The sequence below is a fragment of the Enterococcus sp. LJL51 genome (assembly GCF_049894025.1).
Lineage (GTDB): Bacteria > Bacillota > Bacilli > Lactobacillales > Enterococcaceae > Enterococcus_L.
Window position 1 is genome coordinate 204585 of the sequence record NZ_JBNEQE010000002.1, and the last position, 16504, is coordinate 221088.

Consider the following 16504-nt stretch of genomic DNA (forward strand, 5'->3'; position numbering starts at 1 on the left):
TTAACCAAAGTCAACTTCTTAATCATCGATTATTTTGCAATTTTTTTGCTTAAACGAGATTTATCGCGGTTTGCTTTATTTTTATGGATCAAACCTTTAGTTTCAGCCATATCAATAGCTTTAACAGCATCTTTATATAAGACATCTACATTGTCAGCACCAGCAACAACAGCTTCATCAAATTTCTTGATAGCTGTACGCATCGCATTTGTTTGAGATGAATTTTTTGCATTAGCGTCCGCGCTTGTACGCACACGTTTGATTGCAGATTCAATATTTGGCATTTATTTCACCTCCGATAAAATAAGGTCTTACATTCTAGAAAGTCTAAAATGTAATTCAACAGTAATCATTATACCGAATCCAATCAGGCATTGCAATAAAAGATGACAAGTTTTTTTCCTTAACAGCAAAAATAATTTTGAAAAGCTTAATTTATCTAATAACTTCGGCTCTAACCAAGAATTAACTCTAAAATGTTATGAAATAGATATTTTTTAGGAAATCGATTCTTTAAAAAGTCAAGCTTTTAGCTTGGATTCTTCTTAAAAAAATACATAAGTAAGTGTTATGTGTATTGTTGGTAAAAAATTAGTTAAGAATGTAAAATGGAAGCAAATATAATGGAGAGTTTGATAGGTTATGAAAAAGATAGGACTAATGATTGCAGCTGTTGCTCTGTTGGTAATTGGAGGTTTTTTATTTTTGAAAAATCGTGAAAATACGGATGTAAATGTTGCCTCAGTTGATGAAAGTGTTCAGGAAATGATGACTGTTGGACCGTCTGATTTTGTATTAAATTTAGAAAGATCAGATGAAGATACGAAAAACCGTCGGAGTTTACTGAAAAACTTTATTCAGCAAAAGCTGATGCCTGATGGACAGATCATCACTAATTACCTCCCGGATGGAGCCCAGAAAAATGAAGCAACAGGCCATGATCTTTTGAGTGAATCAGCAGGGATCTATTTATTGGACTTAGCGGCTTTAGATACGCAGGGACGATTTGATGTTTTCTACAAAAAAATGAAGGAAATGTTTTATGACGGGACACAGTTCAGTTATCGTGTTAGTGAGAAGGGGAAACGCTATCCAGTGAATGCTAGTTTGGATGATTTGCGTATTATGCGTGCCTTGATTATTGCAGAAGCTAAGTTCGGCAATGATGCATTTAATTACGAAAAAGAAGTGAAAGCTATCAGTACTCATTTTTTAAAGCAGTCAACCAACAATGGTCTATTGATTGACTTTTATGATGAAGAAAATAAAGAAAAATCTCAAGATATTTCTTTATTTTATCTAGATTACAAAACACTTGCCTACCTTTATCAAATGCACGGGATTAGTAAAGATTATCTGCAGTACCAAGTGAATATTGCTAAAAACGGTTATATTTCAGATGATTTTCCGCTATATCATCAAAAATACAGCTATAAAGAGGAAGAATATCAGGATGGGAATGGGGTTAATATCATCGAGTCCCTACTAACTATTCGCTACTTGGCAGAGATTGGTGAAGTACAACCAACGAGTATTGCCTTTGTTAAAGATCGGGTAGCAAAAGGAACATTGTTCAATTCTTATGATTTAAATGGAAATGCAATTGATAAAAATCAATCGGCAGCCAGCTATGCAATTGCCGCTTTGATTGGTTACTTTGTTGATGATCAGGAATTATATACGCAGGCAATAGAGATTTTGAAAAATTTTCAGACAATGGATCCAACGAGTATTCTTTATGGCGGCTTTGGTGATACGATAACGAAAGAAGTGTATTCGTTTAATAATCTAATGGCACTCCTTGCGTATGGAATATGATAAAAGGAGTGAACCTTATGAAAGAAAGAATTGAAAAATCTATAAAAATAGTTAGTCATTATATCTCTCCGGCAGGTCTCGCTGTACTTTTAGTGGCAATCCCTGCTATTCTGCTGCTCTTTATTCCGCCTATTAATGGTTTAGCCGATAATGGCGACTACTTCATGATGCTGAATAAAAATAATTTATACATTCAAAACCCGGAAACCTATCCATACAATGATTATTTTCAAAATATTTATGGTATTCGTCAGTACTTTAATCAAACAGATACTGGTTTTTTTTCAACGAATCAATTATTTATTACTGCCGCCCTTTGGTTAAATCAGTTGTTTTTTAGTACAAGGCTGTTTGACCTTCGTTTTTTAGGAGCGATCTACTTAGTGGCCTTGCTTCCTGCAATCTATTTGATTACACATTCTTTTTCTTTTGGCATGAATAAAAAGCGTGGTTATTTTTTAGCAGTCATCATCGCTCTTACGTTAGGAGATGGCTCATATATTATTTATTTCAATTCGTTTTATCCAGAAGCGGCTGCGTATATTGGTCTTCTTTATTTTTGCGGCTTCCTTTATTATTATTTTCGGGTCAAGGTTAGTCCATATGGCTTTTTCGTTACTATCTTATTAGCAATTATTCTTTTTGCAGGAGCCTATCAGCAGTATTTCTTTTTGGTCATCGGAGTTGTAGTAACAGCTTTAGGGCTGCTCTTCTATTCGTTAAGCGCTACTCAACGTTTGACGTTACTGGCCACCTTAATCGGGCTAGTTGGTCTAACGGTATCAATCTATGCTGCAACACCTGATATGACCCATCAAAGGGATGCTTACCATAGTGTAAATAGAGGCTTGATTTTGAATGCAGAAAAGCCAGGAGAAATTTTAGCAGGAGGGGAGATAAATCCTCAGTACGGATTACTCAAAGGCTCTAGCTATTACGATGAATATTCGCCCATCCCGTTAAATTCTGAGGCACTTAAAGAAAATTTAATTAAAAAAAGTACGTATATATGGGTTACAGCTTCTTATTTAGCGAATTTTGATGAACTGCCAGCACTGTTAAAAATAGGTGTACAGGACATGTATTTAGTAAAGCCGACAGAGCTAGGTAATTATCTACAGAAAGATAGTAGTCAACCGGGACAACAAACATTATTTTATACCTTGTTTAATCGAATTAAAGCAGCTGTCTTTCCTAAAGATTTTCGTTTCTTTTTCTTATTTTCTTTTGTCCTGCTCGTTGTATATGGGATTGGTTTTTACCAGGGACTGAAGCAGAAACAGGAGTGGTTATGTTTTCGGTTTTTCTTTATTTTAGGATTAATTGTAAACTTTTTCCTTACCTTTATACTAGCTGTTATTTATGAAGGAGATGCAGATTTTACCCGCCATCTGTTTTTAGCATCTGTTTATTTTGATATTTTACTGCTCATTTTTATCGCGGATTTATTAGGCGGCCGCTTATGGGCAGATGAAAGGAGATTTATGCTATGAAGAAAATCTTCTTACTCATTATTATGGTTCTATTTCCGCTGATTTCTTTTTCACAAAAAGGTGAGGCAACTGAACAAGAACGGGTACTTTTAGTTTATGACAGCCTGAACTTGGCAAATGCCGGGGAAAAAAATGTTGATTCACTGCAGAGGCTTCTAACAAGCTTGGGTGTAAAAGTAGACACTGTACAAGATAATGCTTATCTGGAAAATACATTGAGGGATGATGTATACACAGGAGTTATTTCATTTGTTAACTGGTCGGAAAAAGGGCTTCAGTCGGATTACTTTAGAAGAGACCGCAAAAACTTCGAAGGAAAAAAGCTGCATATTGGCATGGGACTTGACCAAACTGAACAGGCAGGATTCGCTGGCAGTTTTAGGCAGTTAAGTCATCGTCAGTATACACTGGTTCACAATGACGAAGCTTTTCAACAGCTGCTGGATTATCAAGACCAGAGCATGGTACTGGAAACTGAGGATGGGCAGCTTTACGGACAGTTGATTAGTCAGGAACTGGAAGAGAAGAAATACCCATTTGGCGTGATTCAGGGTAAAAATGCGTTTTTACCAATGTATGATACCAAAGGAGCAGTTTTTCTACAGAGTGCAGAGCTGATTCAGCAATGGCTAGGGAAGAGCAGTAATTATCAGCCGCTGCTGACATTCAAAGGTTTTTCTCCCCTTAATGATATGGAGGTTGCGAATGATTTTTTAAGTAAAATCAATAAGATGGCTTTGTATTATACATTGAGTACAACAAGTATCAACAGAAATAATGATTTGCTAACCTATGAAATATTTACAGATATCCTTGCGAAAGCACAGGAATCCGCTGTAATTTTTTTAGCTGTTCCTGCTGTAAACAGTGCAGATTTAAATGACGGCCGAGTGCTTCAAACAATAATGACTGAGCAAATTAGCCTACTAGTTTCTCACAATATCTATCCAATCGGTTTGAGCGCTCCAGGATATTGGAATCAGGATAGTCAGTACCGGCTGGATGGCTTAAGCTTTGGCAAAACGGTTATTTTAGAGGAGAATCCTGCAGTGGATGATATGCATTACCGGGCTCAAGACGATAGAGCCCCTACTTATGCAACAAGCTTTTACTCACTTGAAGAGTCTGCACTTGACAGGGTACAGTGGAAAGAAGAACAAACTTATTTATCCTATCTGTTTCCAATGCCGGTCAGTCTGGCTTTTAACTTTCCAAAGGATGAAACTGAAGAAAAATCAGTTTTGGCAAAGATAAATGAGTTGAAATTTGATTTTAGTCAGTCGCTGGATAGTCAGTATACATTTGAGTTGAATACTCAGACACAACGTATTGCTTATACAGATGGTCGTTTTACTCTAAACGGTCAAGGTGTTAGTCAGTTTGCAGATTCTGAGCAGGTTCGACCATTAAGCAATCAGTATCAAGGACTGTTTGCTGGATTCTTTCGGAGAATTAATACCGGATTGATTATTTTTATTGGTTCAGTGCTCATTCTGCTAGTCATTTTATTTGTTAGAGGAAACCGAAACTATCGTTCGAAATATGTTAGTCGAGGAGGAAAAAGAAAATGACAATTACAGACGGCATCATGCTAGGCGCCACATTGATTATCTGGTCGCTGCTAATTGTAAATATGATTTTAGTAATTGCTGGTTATATTTATTACTTACGGACCGATCCTCGAGAGCCGCCCCAGCTGGATGAAAAAAAGGCGCCGTTTGTCAGTATCATGGTTCCCGCACATAATGAAGGAATTGTGATTGTGAAAACAGTAGAGGCGCTATTAAATTTTAACTACCCGCGAGATAAATATGAGGTAATAGTTATCAATGATAATTCCAGTGATGACAGTGCCGAGCTTTTAGCGAGGTTGGGACTAGAATATCCTGAGCGAAATTTACATGTAATCAATACGGATGCAGTAACTGGCGGAAAGGGTAAATCCAATGCTTTGAATATTGGCTTCAAACAAGCGCAGGGGGAACTGATTGCCATCTATGATGCAGACAATACACCAGAACCTAATGCCTTGAGGTATCTTGCAGCAGAGTTGGCTGCAGGAGGAGAATATGGAGCAGTTGTAGGGAAGTTCAGAACGCGTAATAAGAACACCAATATATTGACTAATTTTATTAATATTGAAACCCTTGCCTTTCAATGGATGGCTCAAGCCGGCCGTTTTCAGCTCTTTAAGCTATGCACTATTCCAGGAACAAACTTTATTGTGCGGCGTTCGATTATTGAGGAGATCGGCGGCTGGGATGACAAAGCATTGGCTGAGGATACAGAAATCAGTTTTAGAATATATATGATGGGTTATAAGATTAAGTTTCAGCCGAAAGCTGTAACTTGGGAGCAGGAGCCGCAAACGCTGCCCGTTTGGTTTAGACAGCGGACACGATGGGTAAAGGGAAACATCTATGTCATTGTCAAGAATGCAAAACTGTTATTTGACAAACGAGCTCGAAAAATTCGGTTTGACATTCTTTATTTTCTATCCATCTATTTTCTACTGATGACTTCGCTGGTTTTATCGGATGTCTTTCTGGTTCTTTCCGTTTCCGGCTATGCTCATACAAATCTTCAAGGATTTAGTAACAGCTTGTGGGGATTAGCAGTCCTTCTATTTATTTTCAGTACGTATCTTAGCATCAGTACGGAAAAAGGGGAAATGAATCTGCGAAACATCGGTGTGATTGGCTTGATGTATGTCACTTATAGTCAGATGTGGCTAGTGGTCGCGGCTTATGGAATGTTCATGTATATCAAAGAGAATGTTTTCCATAAACAAACAGCAACAAAATGGTATAAAACTGAACGGTTCAAATAGAAGAGATAAGCGATTGATAGTAGTGGCTTTTGCTATTTTTATTGTGCAATAAACTACTTTGGAACGTAGAGGTGTCAATCACTAACGTGAGTATAAACGCCTGAAATGAAGTGAGGGGATAGGAATGAAAAAACTTGTTTTAATGTTATGTCTACTGCTGCTTTCAGCAGTGCCAACAGCTGTTCATGCAGAAACGGAGGAACAGAGTAATCATACGTATACACAGCCTTTTCAAAATGTTACCAGTTCGCTGACAGGTACTTCGGTCAAAGCAACCATGTACTTCAGCAAAATTGACTACTGGGATGTAAAAAAAGCCACGTTTAATCTAAATTATCAGATTACTCAGCTTGAGTCTTCGGAGGTCTCTGATATTACGGTTGCTGTCAACGGCGTGAAATTCTATTCATGGCGCCCAGAGAAGTCTGAAGGAATTCAAACGCAGACAGTTGATATCCCTTTAGAGCTGCTCAGCAACACGAATACATTGACGATTGAAGGTCAGATTGTTAATGCAGAAGGCTCTGATAATTATAAGCTGGTACAAACACCAGCTAACTGGTTAACGATTTATGATGGATCAAATGTTAATTTTCAATATGACTTAATTCTGCCTGAAAATACAATTCACTCTTTTTATAATCATTTTGTAGGAGCTGATACTATTGCTAACCAACAAAGTGCAGTTATTGTGCCGGAAGCTGCAAAAGCGGAAGAGTTAACTGCAGCCAGCTATGCGCTCACAGGGATTTCACGGATTATCACAACGAGTGAAAACTATCTGCCGATTCGTTCTTTGGCTGATGAAAAGGCTCTTCAGCTGCCATATCAGCTGATAATTGGTCTATACGATCAGCTGCCGGAAGAATATAAGAAGGACATCAAAAAAGACGATACAGCTGACAAGGCCGTCCTTCGCTTTTTTAACAGTGAAGAAAAACACGTTTTAATTGTTACGTCACAGGATACAACGCAGTTGATGAATGCCGGACGTTATATTGCAAATCAGGAGCTGATGACTCAAACTGAAAAATCTGAAAAAATTGTAGATGAGAATACGAAAACATTCACCTCCTCACTGGAATTTGACGGCAATATTCCGTTAACGTCAAGTGGAGATAAGCTAACAGGCAGCTACCACCAAGAGCAGGTCTACTTTGTTGATTTACCTGTAGACCGCAATAATGTAAACGGCAGCTCACTCGATATTCATATGAAATATTCAGACAATCTGGATTTTGAAAATTCATTAGCAACCGTATATGTCAATGATTTGCCAATCGGCAGTCAAAAGCTAAGTGCAGCAAAAGCAAACGGCGACCGTCTTCAGCTGAATTTTCCCGATAATTTGGAAGTATCGGATGCATTTGTTATCAAAGTAGCCTTTGATTTGAATGTTGACAATCCAGAGGTATTAAGAAATAGTGCGACGCCTTGGGCTTTGATTGAAAATAATTCAAATGTTTTTATAAAGACAGAAGAATCAAAGGATGTTCTTTTTTCTAATTATCCCAATGTGTTGATTCAAAATCAGACATACGCTGATTTAGCGATTGTTACTCCTAAAAAACTGGATGCTAACTATTTTAAAACATTGACTAATCTCTTAAATTTGTTAGGAAATTATGTTCAGAGTAACACTGGTGATATTACATTCTATAATGAAGAACCATCTAAAAAAGAGCTTGAAGCACATAATCTGATTATTTTAGGAACGCCCTCAGATAATTCGTTAATCAAAAAAATGAATAATCAGCTTTATTTCCAATATGTCGAGGATTTTAGCACGATTACGTCTAACGAAAAGCTAAGTGTGGAATCTGATTATGGGAAAACAATAGGAACTGCTCAGTTGTTATTTTCTCCATATAATAAGGATGCAGTTTCACTAGTCCTGACAGGAACAGATTCAGAGAATGTCTATTTAGCCTCTACTCAATTGAAGTCACAGGCTAATACCTCTATTTATCAAGGAGATGCGATTGTTGTCGATTCCAACTATCGGCGATATGATTATCGCTTCAAGAAAGAAGCATCTTCAGAAGAAGAGCAGTCAGTTATTTCAAGGATTATTGGTCGTAAGGATGCATTGCTTTACGGAATCGTCTTTATCTTGGCTGTAGTAACTGTTGGATTGACCTTGTATTTCATTATCAAACGGTATTACGATGACGGATTCAAGAAGGGGGGCGGCTTAGATGAATAAAAGCAACAAACAGGGAATTCTTATGGATGCCAGTTTGCTGGGGTTTGTTACAGTTGTATTGTTAACCGCCATTTTTATGGCAGTCGGACCGAATAACTTTTTCTTTAATTTGATCTGCTTGATGATTTCACTGATTTTAGTGATAATTACTTACTTTACGAATATCATCACAGGTTTGATTTTCAATCTATTGTTTTTCTTTGGTCAGCTAGTTTATGTGTTTTATGTCAGTATGTATAAAGACGGCTTTACCCTAGGCTTTATTTACTGGCTAATCGTTCCGCCGATTCTTTGCTTGCTAGTCTATGGAGTGACAATTCGAATCAGAGAGCAAGTGGCAGAAAACGTCCAGTTGCGCAGAAATAACGCTCGGTTAAATGCATTGGATCAGGAAACAAATCTGCGCACACTGAATATGTTTGACGAAGACTTTTGTGTGCTGTCCAAAGCATCGAAGAACGCACCAGCTATGCTTAGCCTCATGGTTATTCGTATTCGCTATTGGGATAGTATGAAATCGATGATTACAAATGATCAGATAAAAGAAATGATTGGTTTGATATCTGATGAAATCAAACAGAATTTTGGCCGGGAAAATTTCAAATATATCATTGATCACAGTGTGCCAACTTGGGGGATATTGAATTTTGAAGAAGCCGCTCAGTTAAAAACGATTCGCCTGCTTATCAAGGAAGGATTCCAAAAGAAAATGAAAACTACTGAAGTGCTGACAGACATTCATGCAGAATTAATCATTTCAATTGTCAGTTATGAAGAAGGAGAAATGAAAACATCAACAGATTTATTGTCAGCTGCTATTAAAGAGCTTCAATACGACGTTTAAGTCTAACTTGTAAAAATGAGCAGTTTCTGGCAATCGACAGGCAACATTTTTTAGATGATTAAACTGTTTTTTTAGAAGTAGGAGGGGTAGATGAAGTGAAGAAAATATTATTAGTATTTGGTACACGTCCGGAAGCCATTAAGATGTGTCCCTTGGTCAATGAGCTAAAAAAACATCCGGATTTTTCTGTTAAGGTGTGTGTAACTGGACAGCATCGGGAAATGCTGGACCAAGTGCTCCATGTATTCGGTGTCACACCGGATTTTGATTTATCAATTATGAAGGCGAATCAGACATTATTCGATGTAACGTCTGCAATTCTTACAGGTATCAAAACTGTTTTGGAAGCAGAACATCCGGATATTGTTCTGGTTCACGGAGATACTACTACAACTTTCGCCACTGGCCTAGCTTGCTTTTATCTTCACATTCCATTCGGACATGTGGAAGCAGGACTTAGAACCTACAACATCTATTCACCATTTCCAGAAGAATTTAATCGTCAGGCAGTGGGATTAATCAGCACGTTTAATTTTGCACCTACTCAAAAAGCTGCTGACCATTTACTAAAGGAAGGGAAAGCAGAAAGCAGTATTTTCATTACGGGAAATACCGCAATTGATGCGCTAAAGACAACAGTGAAAGCTTCCTATCAGCATGAACAGTTGGATTGGGTTGGAAAAAGCAAACTGATATTGATTACTGCCCATCGCAGAGAAAACCTTGGAGAGCCTATGGCACATATGTTTCGGGCTATTCGCAGAATCATTGATGAGCATGAGGATGTTAAAGCAATTTATCCTATTCATTTGAATCCCAAGGTTCGGGAGACAGCAAATAAATATTTGGCTGGAGATGACCGGATTCGTTTGATTGAACCGCTGGAGGTTATTGATTTTCATAATTTTCTTGCGAGAAGCTACTTGGTGCTAACAGACAGCGGCGGAATTCAGGAAGAAGCGCCTTCATTAGGGAAGCCAGTGCTTGTTATGCGGGATACAACAGAACGGCCGGAAGGAATTGAGGCCGGTACTTTGAAGCTGGTGGGAACCAGTGAAGAAAGCATCTATAAAAATTTCAAGCTGTTGTTAGAAGATAAAGCAGCTTATGAAAAAATGAGTCATGCCAGTAATCCCTATGGAGACGGTTTTGCCTCTCAGCGAATTGCTGACTGTCTAGAAAAATATCTTTAAAATAATAAAAGACTGCCGATTTGCAGCAATTCCATAAGTTTAAGTGAAAAATTAACTTATGAGATTGTTTCATCGACAGTTTTTTTGTATCCAGCATACCTTCATACCTTTAGTAACTAATTAGTTCGATTATATTTTTTTATCACGGTTTTTATTAATAAAAGTAAAGCTTCTGTGCTGATTGCTCATCCTTCATAATGTGCAAGCTGACGTCTGGAATTTCCCGCAGCTGGTTTTGCTGGTGTCGTCGGAATAGTTTTTAGCATTCTTAAGCCATTAAGAATAACTAAAATAGTACTTCCTTCATGACCAATTACCCCGAGAGGTAAAGATATCACTTGAAACAAATTAGAAAAAATCAGCAGCATAATGACAGCAACTGAGAAAATCATATTTTGAACAACAATTTTCTTCAGTTTTTTTGATAACAGATGGCTCATCTGCAGCTTACTCAAATCATTTTTCATTAACACCATATCGGCTACATCCATCGCCACATCTGTTCCTTCGCCCATTGCTACACCAATTGCAGCATTGGCTAATGCTGGGGCATCATTGATGCCGTCTCCAACCATAGCATTGACACCGTAAGCCGCTTTTTGCTCTTTGATTAATGTTGTTTTATCTTCTGGCAGACAGCCGGCGTGGATTTCATCAATAGCTAATTCACGAGCAACTGCCTGGGCTGTTTGTAAATGGTCGCCGGTAATCATCGTTGTATGCACGCCCTGTTCTTTAAAATAGGCAAGTACACCAGCAGCTTCTGGCTTTGGTAAATCCAATAAGCCGAAATAAGCAACAACTGTATTTTCTTTAAAAAGATAAATTACTGTTTTCCCTTCTGAATACAGCTGTTCAGTTTGCTGATGTAAATGATTATCAGAAGACGTATCTGTACCAAATGCTGCTTTTCCGATACGCCAGGTTGTTCCATTGACTGTAGTTTCCATTCCAGAACCAACAACATTTTGGACGTCGAGCTGCCCATAATCATTTTGAATCTGATGCTCACTATAGAAACGGACGATTGCCTGAGCTAAGGGATGGCTGGATCGTTGCTCCATTGCTAAGAGAATGTCCAGCGCATCGCTGTCTTTTGTTAGAAAAACAGCATCTGTAACTGCAGGAATTCCTCTGGTTAATGTTCCTGTTTTATCAAAGGCGATTGCTTTTAAATCAGCAAGATTTTCAAGGTAAATTCCCCCTTTGAATAATACGCCGTTTTTTGCCCCGTTGGAAATAGCCGCCAATGTTGCTGGTGTAGCAGAAGCAACTAAGGCACAGGGCGAAGCGACAACCAAAAGAACCATTCCTCTATAAAAGCTTTCATTCCAACTCCAGCCAAGAAATAGGAAAGGGATTAGAATCATCAAAGGGACAATGATTAGTACTGCTTTTACATAAATATTTTCAATTTTATCAATAAAGCTGGCAGTTTGTGAGGGCGTATTTTGAGCTTCGTCTACTAGACGAATGATTTTAGCAAAAAGTGTATCTTCGCTTTTTTTCGCTACCTTCATCGTAAAGGCTTCCCCTGAATTAATCGTTCCGCCAAAAAGCTCGTCTCCAACTGATTTATCTACTGGGACAGACTCACCGCTAATAGCAGCTTCATCAACTGTACTTTCCCCGCTAATTAAAAAGCCGTCAATAGGAATACTGGAGCCTTTTGGTACAAGCACTAAGTCGTCGATGGCTAGCTCAGCTACTGGCGTTTCAGCTGTCTTTCCATCATTGTTGATTTTTAAAGCAGTTTCAGGCTGCATATTAATTAAATTGGATATTTCTTTTTTGCTTTTATTTGTCGCGTACTCCTCTAATGCACCACTAAGACAGAAGATGAAGGTGAGCATAGCTCCTTCAAACCAGTTTCCGATAATACAGGCGCCAATTGCGGCAAGAGCCATTAACAAGTCGACATTTAAATGTTTATTTTCAATGGTATCGATGAGACCTTCTTTTGTTTGTTTGAATCCTCCAATAAAAATGGCAAGAATAAATATCAGCGGATAAAATGAAATAGCCGTTTTTTCAAGAATAAAACCAGTAGCCATCAAGGTTAAGCAGAGTACAGTAGCTACTAAAGCTTGTTTTTCTTTTGATAGTTTCATGACAAATCCCTCCTTCATCTATAGCATAGCACAATAAAAGTCTAATTGATAATGAAAATAGCTAATTGAGAACGATAGTGATTATCATTTGGCTTAAAATCAATGTTTTTGATATTTAACTCTGTATTATTTCTAATCTGTAATGATAATCATTATCATTGTAGCTTTGCTGTATCTATACAAATAAAACCGGTGCGTGATTTCACGCGCCGGTTTTATCAATTAATTGTTGAGGAGTTGCCTGTGTAGCTGGATATTGTTCTGATTGCATTTTCCAAAGTTGATCGGTAAGCGCTGAAATTGCTTCTGAGCCATCTTTGCCGTTTGTAAAAATAGACAGAACGAAAGGATGAGAGGTCTCAAGAATACCTATATCATGAATAAAGCTGTCATAGGATCCTATCTTGTGAGCTACTTTGCCTTTAGTAAGAGATGTCTCCATGCGCTCATGGAAAACAGTATTTTTCATATAATCATAAATTTTTTGATATTCTTTATTGTCTGCTTTTTCCCGATAAAGCTTCAAAAGGATTTTTGCGCCATCCTGAGAAGTAAATTGAGTATCTTCAACATTCGCCTCACGTTGGAAGAAGTATCGGTAAAGCTGGCGTTTAGCCTGTTTATCACCGCCAAAAAGACCATAAAGCATATTTTTAGCGATATTATCTGAATAGGTAATGTTGTATTCCTGTAAAGTTTGAAGGGAATAGGAAGGCTGGATATCGTTCAACAATTTACCAGTACCTTCTTCGTAGTCGTTTTCTTCGGAATAGACCACTTGATCATCCCATTGGAAAACGCCTTCGCTTACCCGGTCAGCGACCATCATTGCCAAAGGGACTTTGATAGTGCTTGCCGTATAAAATTCTTTTTTTCCATTAACTGACAGCTGTTTTCCAGTAGTCGTGTCAACATAGGTGACAGCCAGTTCTCCGTTGAAATCCGCCGCTGCTTTATCAATCATCGTCTGAATCTGTTCGAAATAAGTATCCAGCTGTTCAGTCTCAATTAGTTCAATTGTTTCCTGAGCAGAATCCTTTTCCAGTTCAACGAGGGGAGACTCTAGACCTGTTTTAATAGCTAATTCAGGTTCAGGGGTTTCAGCTGTTTGTTGTTCTACAGCATAATTGACTGTATTCGTAGAAAAAAAGAACGTAACAATTAAAAACAGACAAATAAAGAAAATCATTCCATAGAGGGTCATTTTCTTCTTTTCCAAAATATAGTTATCCTCTCTAAAATAATTTGAGACAGTTCCATTTAATCATTTTTATGTTTCTTTTGCAAGACGAATATGGAGTTCATTGAAGAGAAAGGTTAAATGAGCAGTATCAATAAAATTATCCAAAGGCTGCCTAGTCTTTTTAAGTTCTATTTAAGTTGACTGGGCTAAAGTAATGATTGTTCCGATATGATTATTTGGCTAGGAGGCTATTATATGGATTTTATAAGACGGGCATTACTAAGTATGAAAGCGAAGAAAGGGAGAACCCTGTTGTTGAGTGCGGTGTTCTCAGCAATTTTAATATTTGTCTTGGCAGGATTAACAATCCGCAGCGCTGCCTTGACAGCTACTGAGAATGCAAAGAAAAGCGTAGGAGCTACAGTTACTTTGACAACGAATCGTGAAAATGGAATGAAACGCTCTGAAACAGAGGAAGGCGAAGAAAAGCCGGATCCTGGAAGCTTCAGTGTAACACCAGTCAATCTGGAAGATGCTGAAAAAATAACAGCGTTGGATAATGTTAAAACCTATTCGTTTATTTCTTCTTCTTCAGCAGGTGCCGGAGATGGAATTACACCTATTTCAACAGAAGATGAAACAGAGGAGACAGATACAGCTAGTTCTTCCAGTTCTGATACGGCACAAGCAGGAATGATGGGTGGCGGACCAGGTGGAGCAGGAATGATGGGCGGCGGTGAAAATGGCGGCGCTCAGATGATGCAAAGCGATTTTCAAGTTACAGGAGTAAAAGATCTTTCCATGTATTCCAGCTTTTCAGAAGGCAGTGCAGTAATTGTCGATGGTCAAGCGGTTACTAGTGAAGACGAAGGAACAAATAACGTAGTAATTGAGCAGACGTTAGCTGATGCGAATGAATTAAGTGTAGGGGATACTTTCACAATCACTAGTCCGGAGGATGAAGAAACAACATACGAAGTGACGGTTAAAGGAATTTATGAAACCACTGAAAGCAGCAGTAGCATGGGCATGATGTTCAATTTCCTAAATCCAGCTAATACGATTTATGGTTCATATACGTTTGCAAATGCCTTAAAAGGAGACGACTCAGAAGGAACAATCGATTCAGCTGTTTACACGTTAACTGATCCGGAAAAAATGGACCAATTTGTTGAGGCATCAGAAGCACTGATTGATACAGATACATTCAGTATTCAAACAAATGACCTAATGTACCAGCAGATGCTTCAGCCTTTGAACAATGTAGCTAGCTTTGCTAAGAATATTGTGATTCTCGTAGCGGTTGCAGGTGTTATTATCCTAACCTTGATTGTGATGATGACTATTCGTGAAAGACGGTATGAAATTGGTGTGCTTTTGTCTATGGGAGAAGCAAGAGTGAAAGTAATTCTCCAATTCTTTTCAGAGATTATTGTCTGTATGCTTGTTGCTTTGGCTATTGCATCCTTCAGCGGAAATGTTGTCGGCAATGTGGTTGGCGAGCAGCTGATTCAGCAACAAACAGAAAGCAGCCAGACGACAGCAAACAATGGAATGACAGAAGGCGGTTCCGGCGGACAGCAAGGGAATAGAGGAAGAGGCCCTGGAAACTTCGCAAGTATGGGTGCGAGCTCTCAGGAAGCAGCAGCTGAAATTGAAAATATGGATATCAAAGTGACTGCTGACCAGATTGCAATGCTGGCAGGATTAGGTATATTAATCAGCTTTGGTTCAATCTTGCTCTCATCCATAGGAATCATTCGTCTGCAGCCTAGAAAAATTTTAACAACATAGGAGGAAATCAAATATGCTTGAAACAAAAAATGTTGGCTACTGGTATAAGCAAGAAGAAGACTATCTATACAAAGATGTAGATTTGGAATTTCATAAAGGAAATATGTATGCCATATTAGGGGCTAGCGGTTCAGGTAAAACGACTTTTCTATCCTTAATTTCCGGGTTAGATGTGCCTAAAGCCGGAACCATTCAATATAATGGCGAGTCTTTAAAAAATATTGGTTTAAGAAATTACCGAAAAAATGATGTCTCAATTATTTTTCAGGCATATAATCTACTTCCTTACATGTCAGCGCTTGACAATGTACTGACAGCAATGGCCATTTCAGGCTTAAAAAAGCTGGATAAAAAAGCATATGCTTTGGAGCAGCTGCAAGTAGTAGGAATTGATGAAGCTTTAGCCAAAAAAAGTGTGACACAGCTTTCCGGCGGGCAGCAGCAGCGTGTGGCAATCGTTAGAGCTCTTTGTTGTAACCATGAATTAATTGTCGCTGATGAACCAACTGGGAATTTAGATGAAAAGACCTCTGAAGATATTGTGAAACTGTTTCAAAAAGTGGCTCATGAAGAGCATAAATGTATCATCATTGTGACACATGAACAGGACGTGGCGAATGCATGTGATACAGTTTATGAGCTGAAGAACCGTCAATTTACAAAAATATAGCAAACACAGGAGCTGATGCAGTTGTCAGCTCCTTTTTGCTCTGTAATATTGTGTTAGTGGAAATTCAAAATCGTAAAGAAAAAAACACCAGCACTTATTTAAGCGTTCAAATGCCAACAAGGAATCATTAATACTTTTCAATATTCTTTCTCCAATGGTTTGACAGACAGAATAATAAATGAAAGCAAGGGAATCAAGCATGCTGCCTATGGTTTGCGCAATTTTTATCCTTTTCGTTCACGTATTTATAGGATTCAAGGACTTATTTTTTCGCAGTATAAAAAGAACTTGAAATAAAATCAAAGAATCTATACCAATCCTCAAAAGTTAGATTTTCAGGTCCAACTTTTAGGGGTCGCTGC

13 protein-coding genes are annotated in these 16504 nt (G+C 38.1%); 10 read left to right on the top strand and 3 right to left on the bottom strand.

The annotated features are described in order from the left end of the window. Positions 1 to 29 precede the first annotated feature (29 nt). Entirely contained in the window at positions 30 to 284 is a 255-nt protein-coding gene (rpsT, locus tag ACPWSO_RS03180) for a 30S ribosomal protein S20 (RefSeq protein WP_426081351.1), read from the bottom strand. Positions 285 to 642: 358 nt separating this feature from the next. Here rpsT and ACPWSO_RS03185 point away from each other — a divergent pair, with 358 nt between their 5' ends. From ACPWSO_RS03185 to wecB, 7 genes are all read left to right on the top strand, one after another. Continuing rightward, positions 643 to 1818, top strand: a complete 1176-nt coding sequence (locus ACPWSO_RS03185) for a hypothetical protein (protein ID WP_426081352.1) — start codon at positions 643 to 645, stop codon at positions 1816 to 1818. A gap of 17 nt (positions 1819 to 1835) precedes the next feature. After that, a complete protein-coding gene (locus ACPWSO_RS03190; RefSeq protein ID WP_426081353.1) occupies positions 1836 to 3311 on the top strand; it encodes a hypothetical protein in 1476 nt (491 codons plus the stop codon). Beyond that, complete coding sequence (locus tag ACPWSO_RS03195) at positions 3308 to 4882, top strand: hypothetical protein (RefSeq protein ID WP_426081355.1); 1575 nt, start codon at positions 3308 to 3310, stop codon at positions 4880 to 4882. Before ACPWSO_RS03190 ends, ACPWSO_RS03195 begins: the two co-directional genes overlap by 4 nt. Then, complete coding sequence (locus ACPWSO_RS03200; RefSeq protein WP_426081356.1) at positions 4879 to 6141, top strand: glycosyltransferase; 1263 nt, start codon at positions 4879 to 4881, stop codon at positions 6139 to 6141. Before ACPWSO_RS03195 ends, ACPWSO_RS03200 begins: the two co-directional genes overlap by 4 nt. A 124-nt stretch (positions 6142 to 6265) precedes the next feature. Next, positions 6266 to 8347, top strand: coding sequence for a cellulose biosynthesis cyclic di-GMP-binding regulatory protein BcsB (locus tag ACPWSO_RS03205; RefSeq protein WP_426081358.1), 2082 nt, complete (start codon positions 6266 to 6268; stop codon positions 8345 to 8347). Beyond that, entirely contained in the window at positions 8340 to 9191 is an 852-nt protein-coding gene (locus ACPWSO_RS03210) for a diguanylate cyclase (RefSeq protein ID WP_426081359.1), read from the top strand. The genes ACPWSO_RS03205 and ACPWSO_RS03210 overlap by 8 nt, the downstream gene beginning before the upstream one ends. 95 nt (positions 9192 to 9286) lie before the next feature. Further along, positions 9287 to 10384: a non-hydrolyzing UDP-N-acetylglucosamine 2-epimerase gene (gene wecB, locus ACPWSO_RS03215; RefSeq protein WP_426081360.1), complete on the top strand. Its 1098-nt coding sequence runs from the start codon at positions 9287 to 9289 to the stop codon at positions 10382 to 10384. Positions 10385 to 10569: 185 nt separating this feature from the next. Here the strand turns inward: wecB and ACPWSO_RS03220 are convergent, their stop codons facing one another. Both ACPWSO_RS03220 and ACPWSO_RS03225 read right to left on the bottom strand, forming a co-directional pair. Further along, positions 10570 to 12495 (bottom strand): heavy metal translocating P-type ATPase, encoded by a 1926-nt coding sequence (locus ACPWSO_RS03220; protein WP_426081361.1) that lies wholly within the window; start codon positions 12493 to 12495, stop codon positions 10570 to 10572. Between the two features lie 202 nt (positions 12496 to 12697). Further along, positions 12698 to 13714, bottom strand: coding sequence for a serine hydrolase (locus ACPWSO_RS03225; protein WP_426081362.1), 1017 nt, complete (start codon positions 13712 to 13714; stop codon positions 12698 to 12700). 219 nt (positions 13715 to 13933) lie between these two features. Between ACPWSO_RS03225 and ACPWSO_RS03230 the strand changes: the two genes are divergently transcribed. From ACPWSO_RS03230 to ACPWSO_RS03240, 3 genes are all read left to right on the top strand, one after another. Next, positions 13934 to 15472, top strand: coding sequence for an ABC transporter permease (locus ACPWSO_RS03230; protein ID WP_426081363.1), 1539 nt, complete (start codon positions 13934 to 13936; stop codon positions 15470 to 15472). Between the two features lie 13 nt (positions 15473 to 15485). Further along, on the top strand, positions 15486 to 16142 hold the full coding sequence (locus tag ACPWSO_RS03235; RefSeq protein ID WP_426081364.1) for an ABC transporter ATP-binding protein: 657 nt from the start codon (positions 15486 to 15488) through the stop codon (positions 16140 to 16142). A gap of 126 nt (positions 16143 to 16268) precedes the next feature. Further along, positions 16269 to 16439, top strand: a complete 171-nt coding sequence (locus ACPWSO_RS03240) for a hypothetical protein (protein ID WP_426081518.1) — start codon at positions 16269 to 16271, stop codon at positions 16437 to 16439. Positions 16440 to 16504: the final 65 nt, after the last annotated feature.

What these genes read in the sequence shown, in the direction of transcription:
- rpsT (WP_426081351.1), bottom strand. Translation starts at nt 284, where the DNA reads ATGCCAAATATTGAATCTGCAATCAAACGTGTGCGTACAAGCGCGGAC.
- ACPWSO_RS03185 (WP_426081352.1), top strand. Translation starts at nt 643, where the DNA reads ATGAAAAAGATAGGACTAATGATTGCAGCTGTTGCTCTGTTGGTAATT.
- ACPWSO_RS03190 (WP_426081353.1), top strand. Translation starts at nt 1,836, where the DNA reads ATGAAAGAAAGAATTGAAAAATCTATAAAAATAGTTAGTCATTATATC.
- ACPWSO_RS03195 (WP_426081355.1), top strand. Translation starts at nt 3,308, where the DNA reads ATGAAGAAAATCTTCTTACTCATTATTATGGTTCTATTTCCGCTGATT.
- ACPWSO_RS03200 (WP_426081356.1), top strand. Translation starts at nt 4,879, where the DNA reads ATGACAATTACAGACGGCATCATGCTAGGCGCCACATTGATTATCTGG.
- ACPWSO_RS03205 (WP_426081358.1), top strand. Translation starts at nt 6,266, where the DNA reads ATGAAAAAACTTGTTTTAATGTTATGTCTACTGCTGCTTTCAGCAGTG.
- ACPWSO_RS03210 (WP_426081359.1), top strand. Translation starts at nt 8,340, where the DNA reads ATGAATAAAAGCAACAAACAGGGAATTCTTATGGATGCCAGTTTGCTG.
- ACPWSO_RS03220 (WP_426081361.1), bottom strand. Translation starts at nt 12,495, where the DNA reads ATGAAACTATCAAAAGAAAAACAAGCTTTAGTAGCTACTGTACTCTGC.
- ACPWSO_RS03230 (WP_426081363.1), top strand. Translation starts at nt 13,934, where the DNA reads ATGGATTTTATAAGACGGGCATTACTAAGTATGAAAGCGAAGAAAGGG.
- ACPWSO_RS03235 (WP_426081364.1), top strand. Translation starts at nt 15,486, where the DNA reads ATGCTTGAAACAAAAAATGTTGGCTACTGGTATAAGCAAGAAGAAGAC.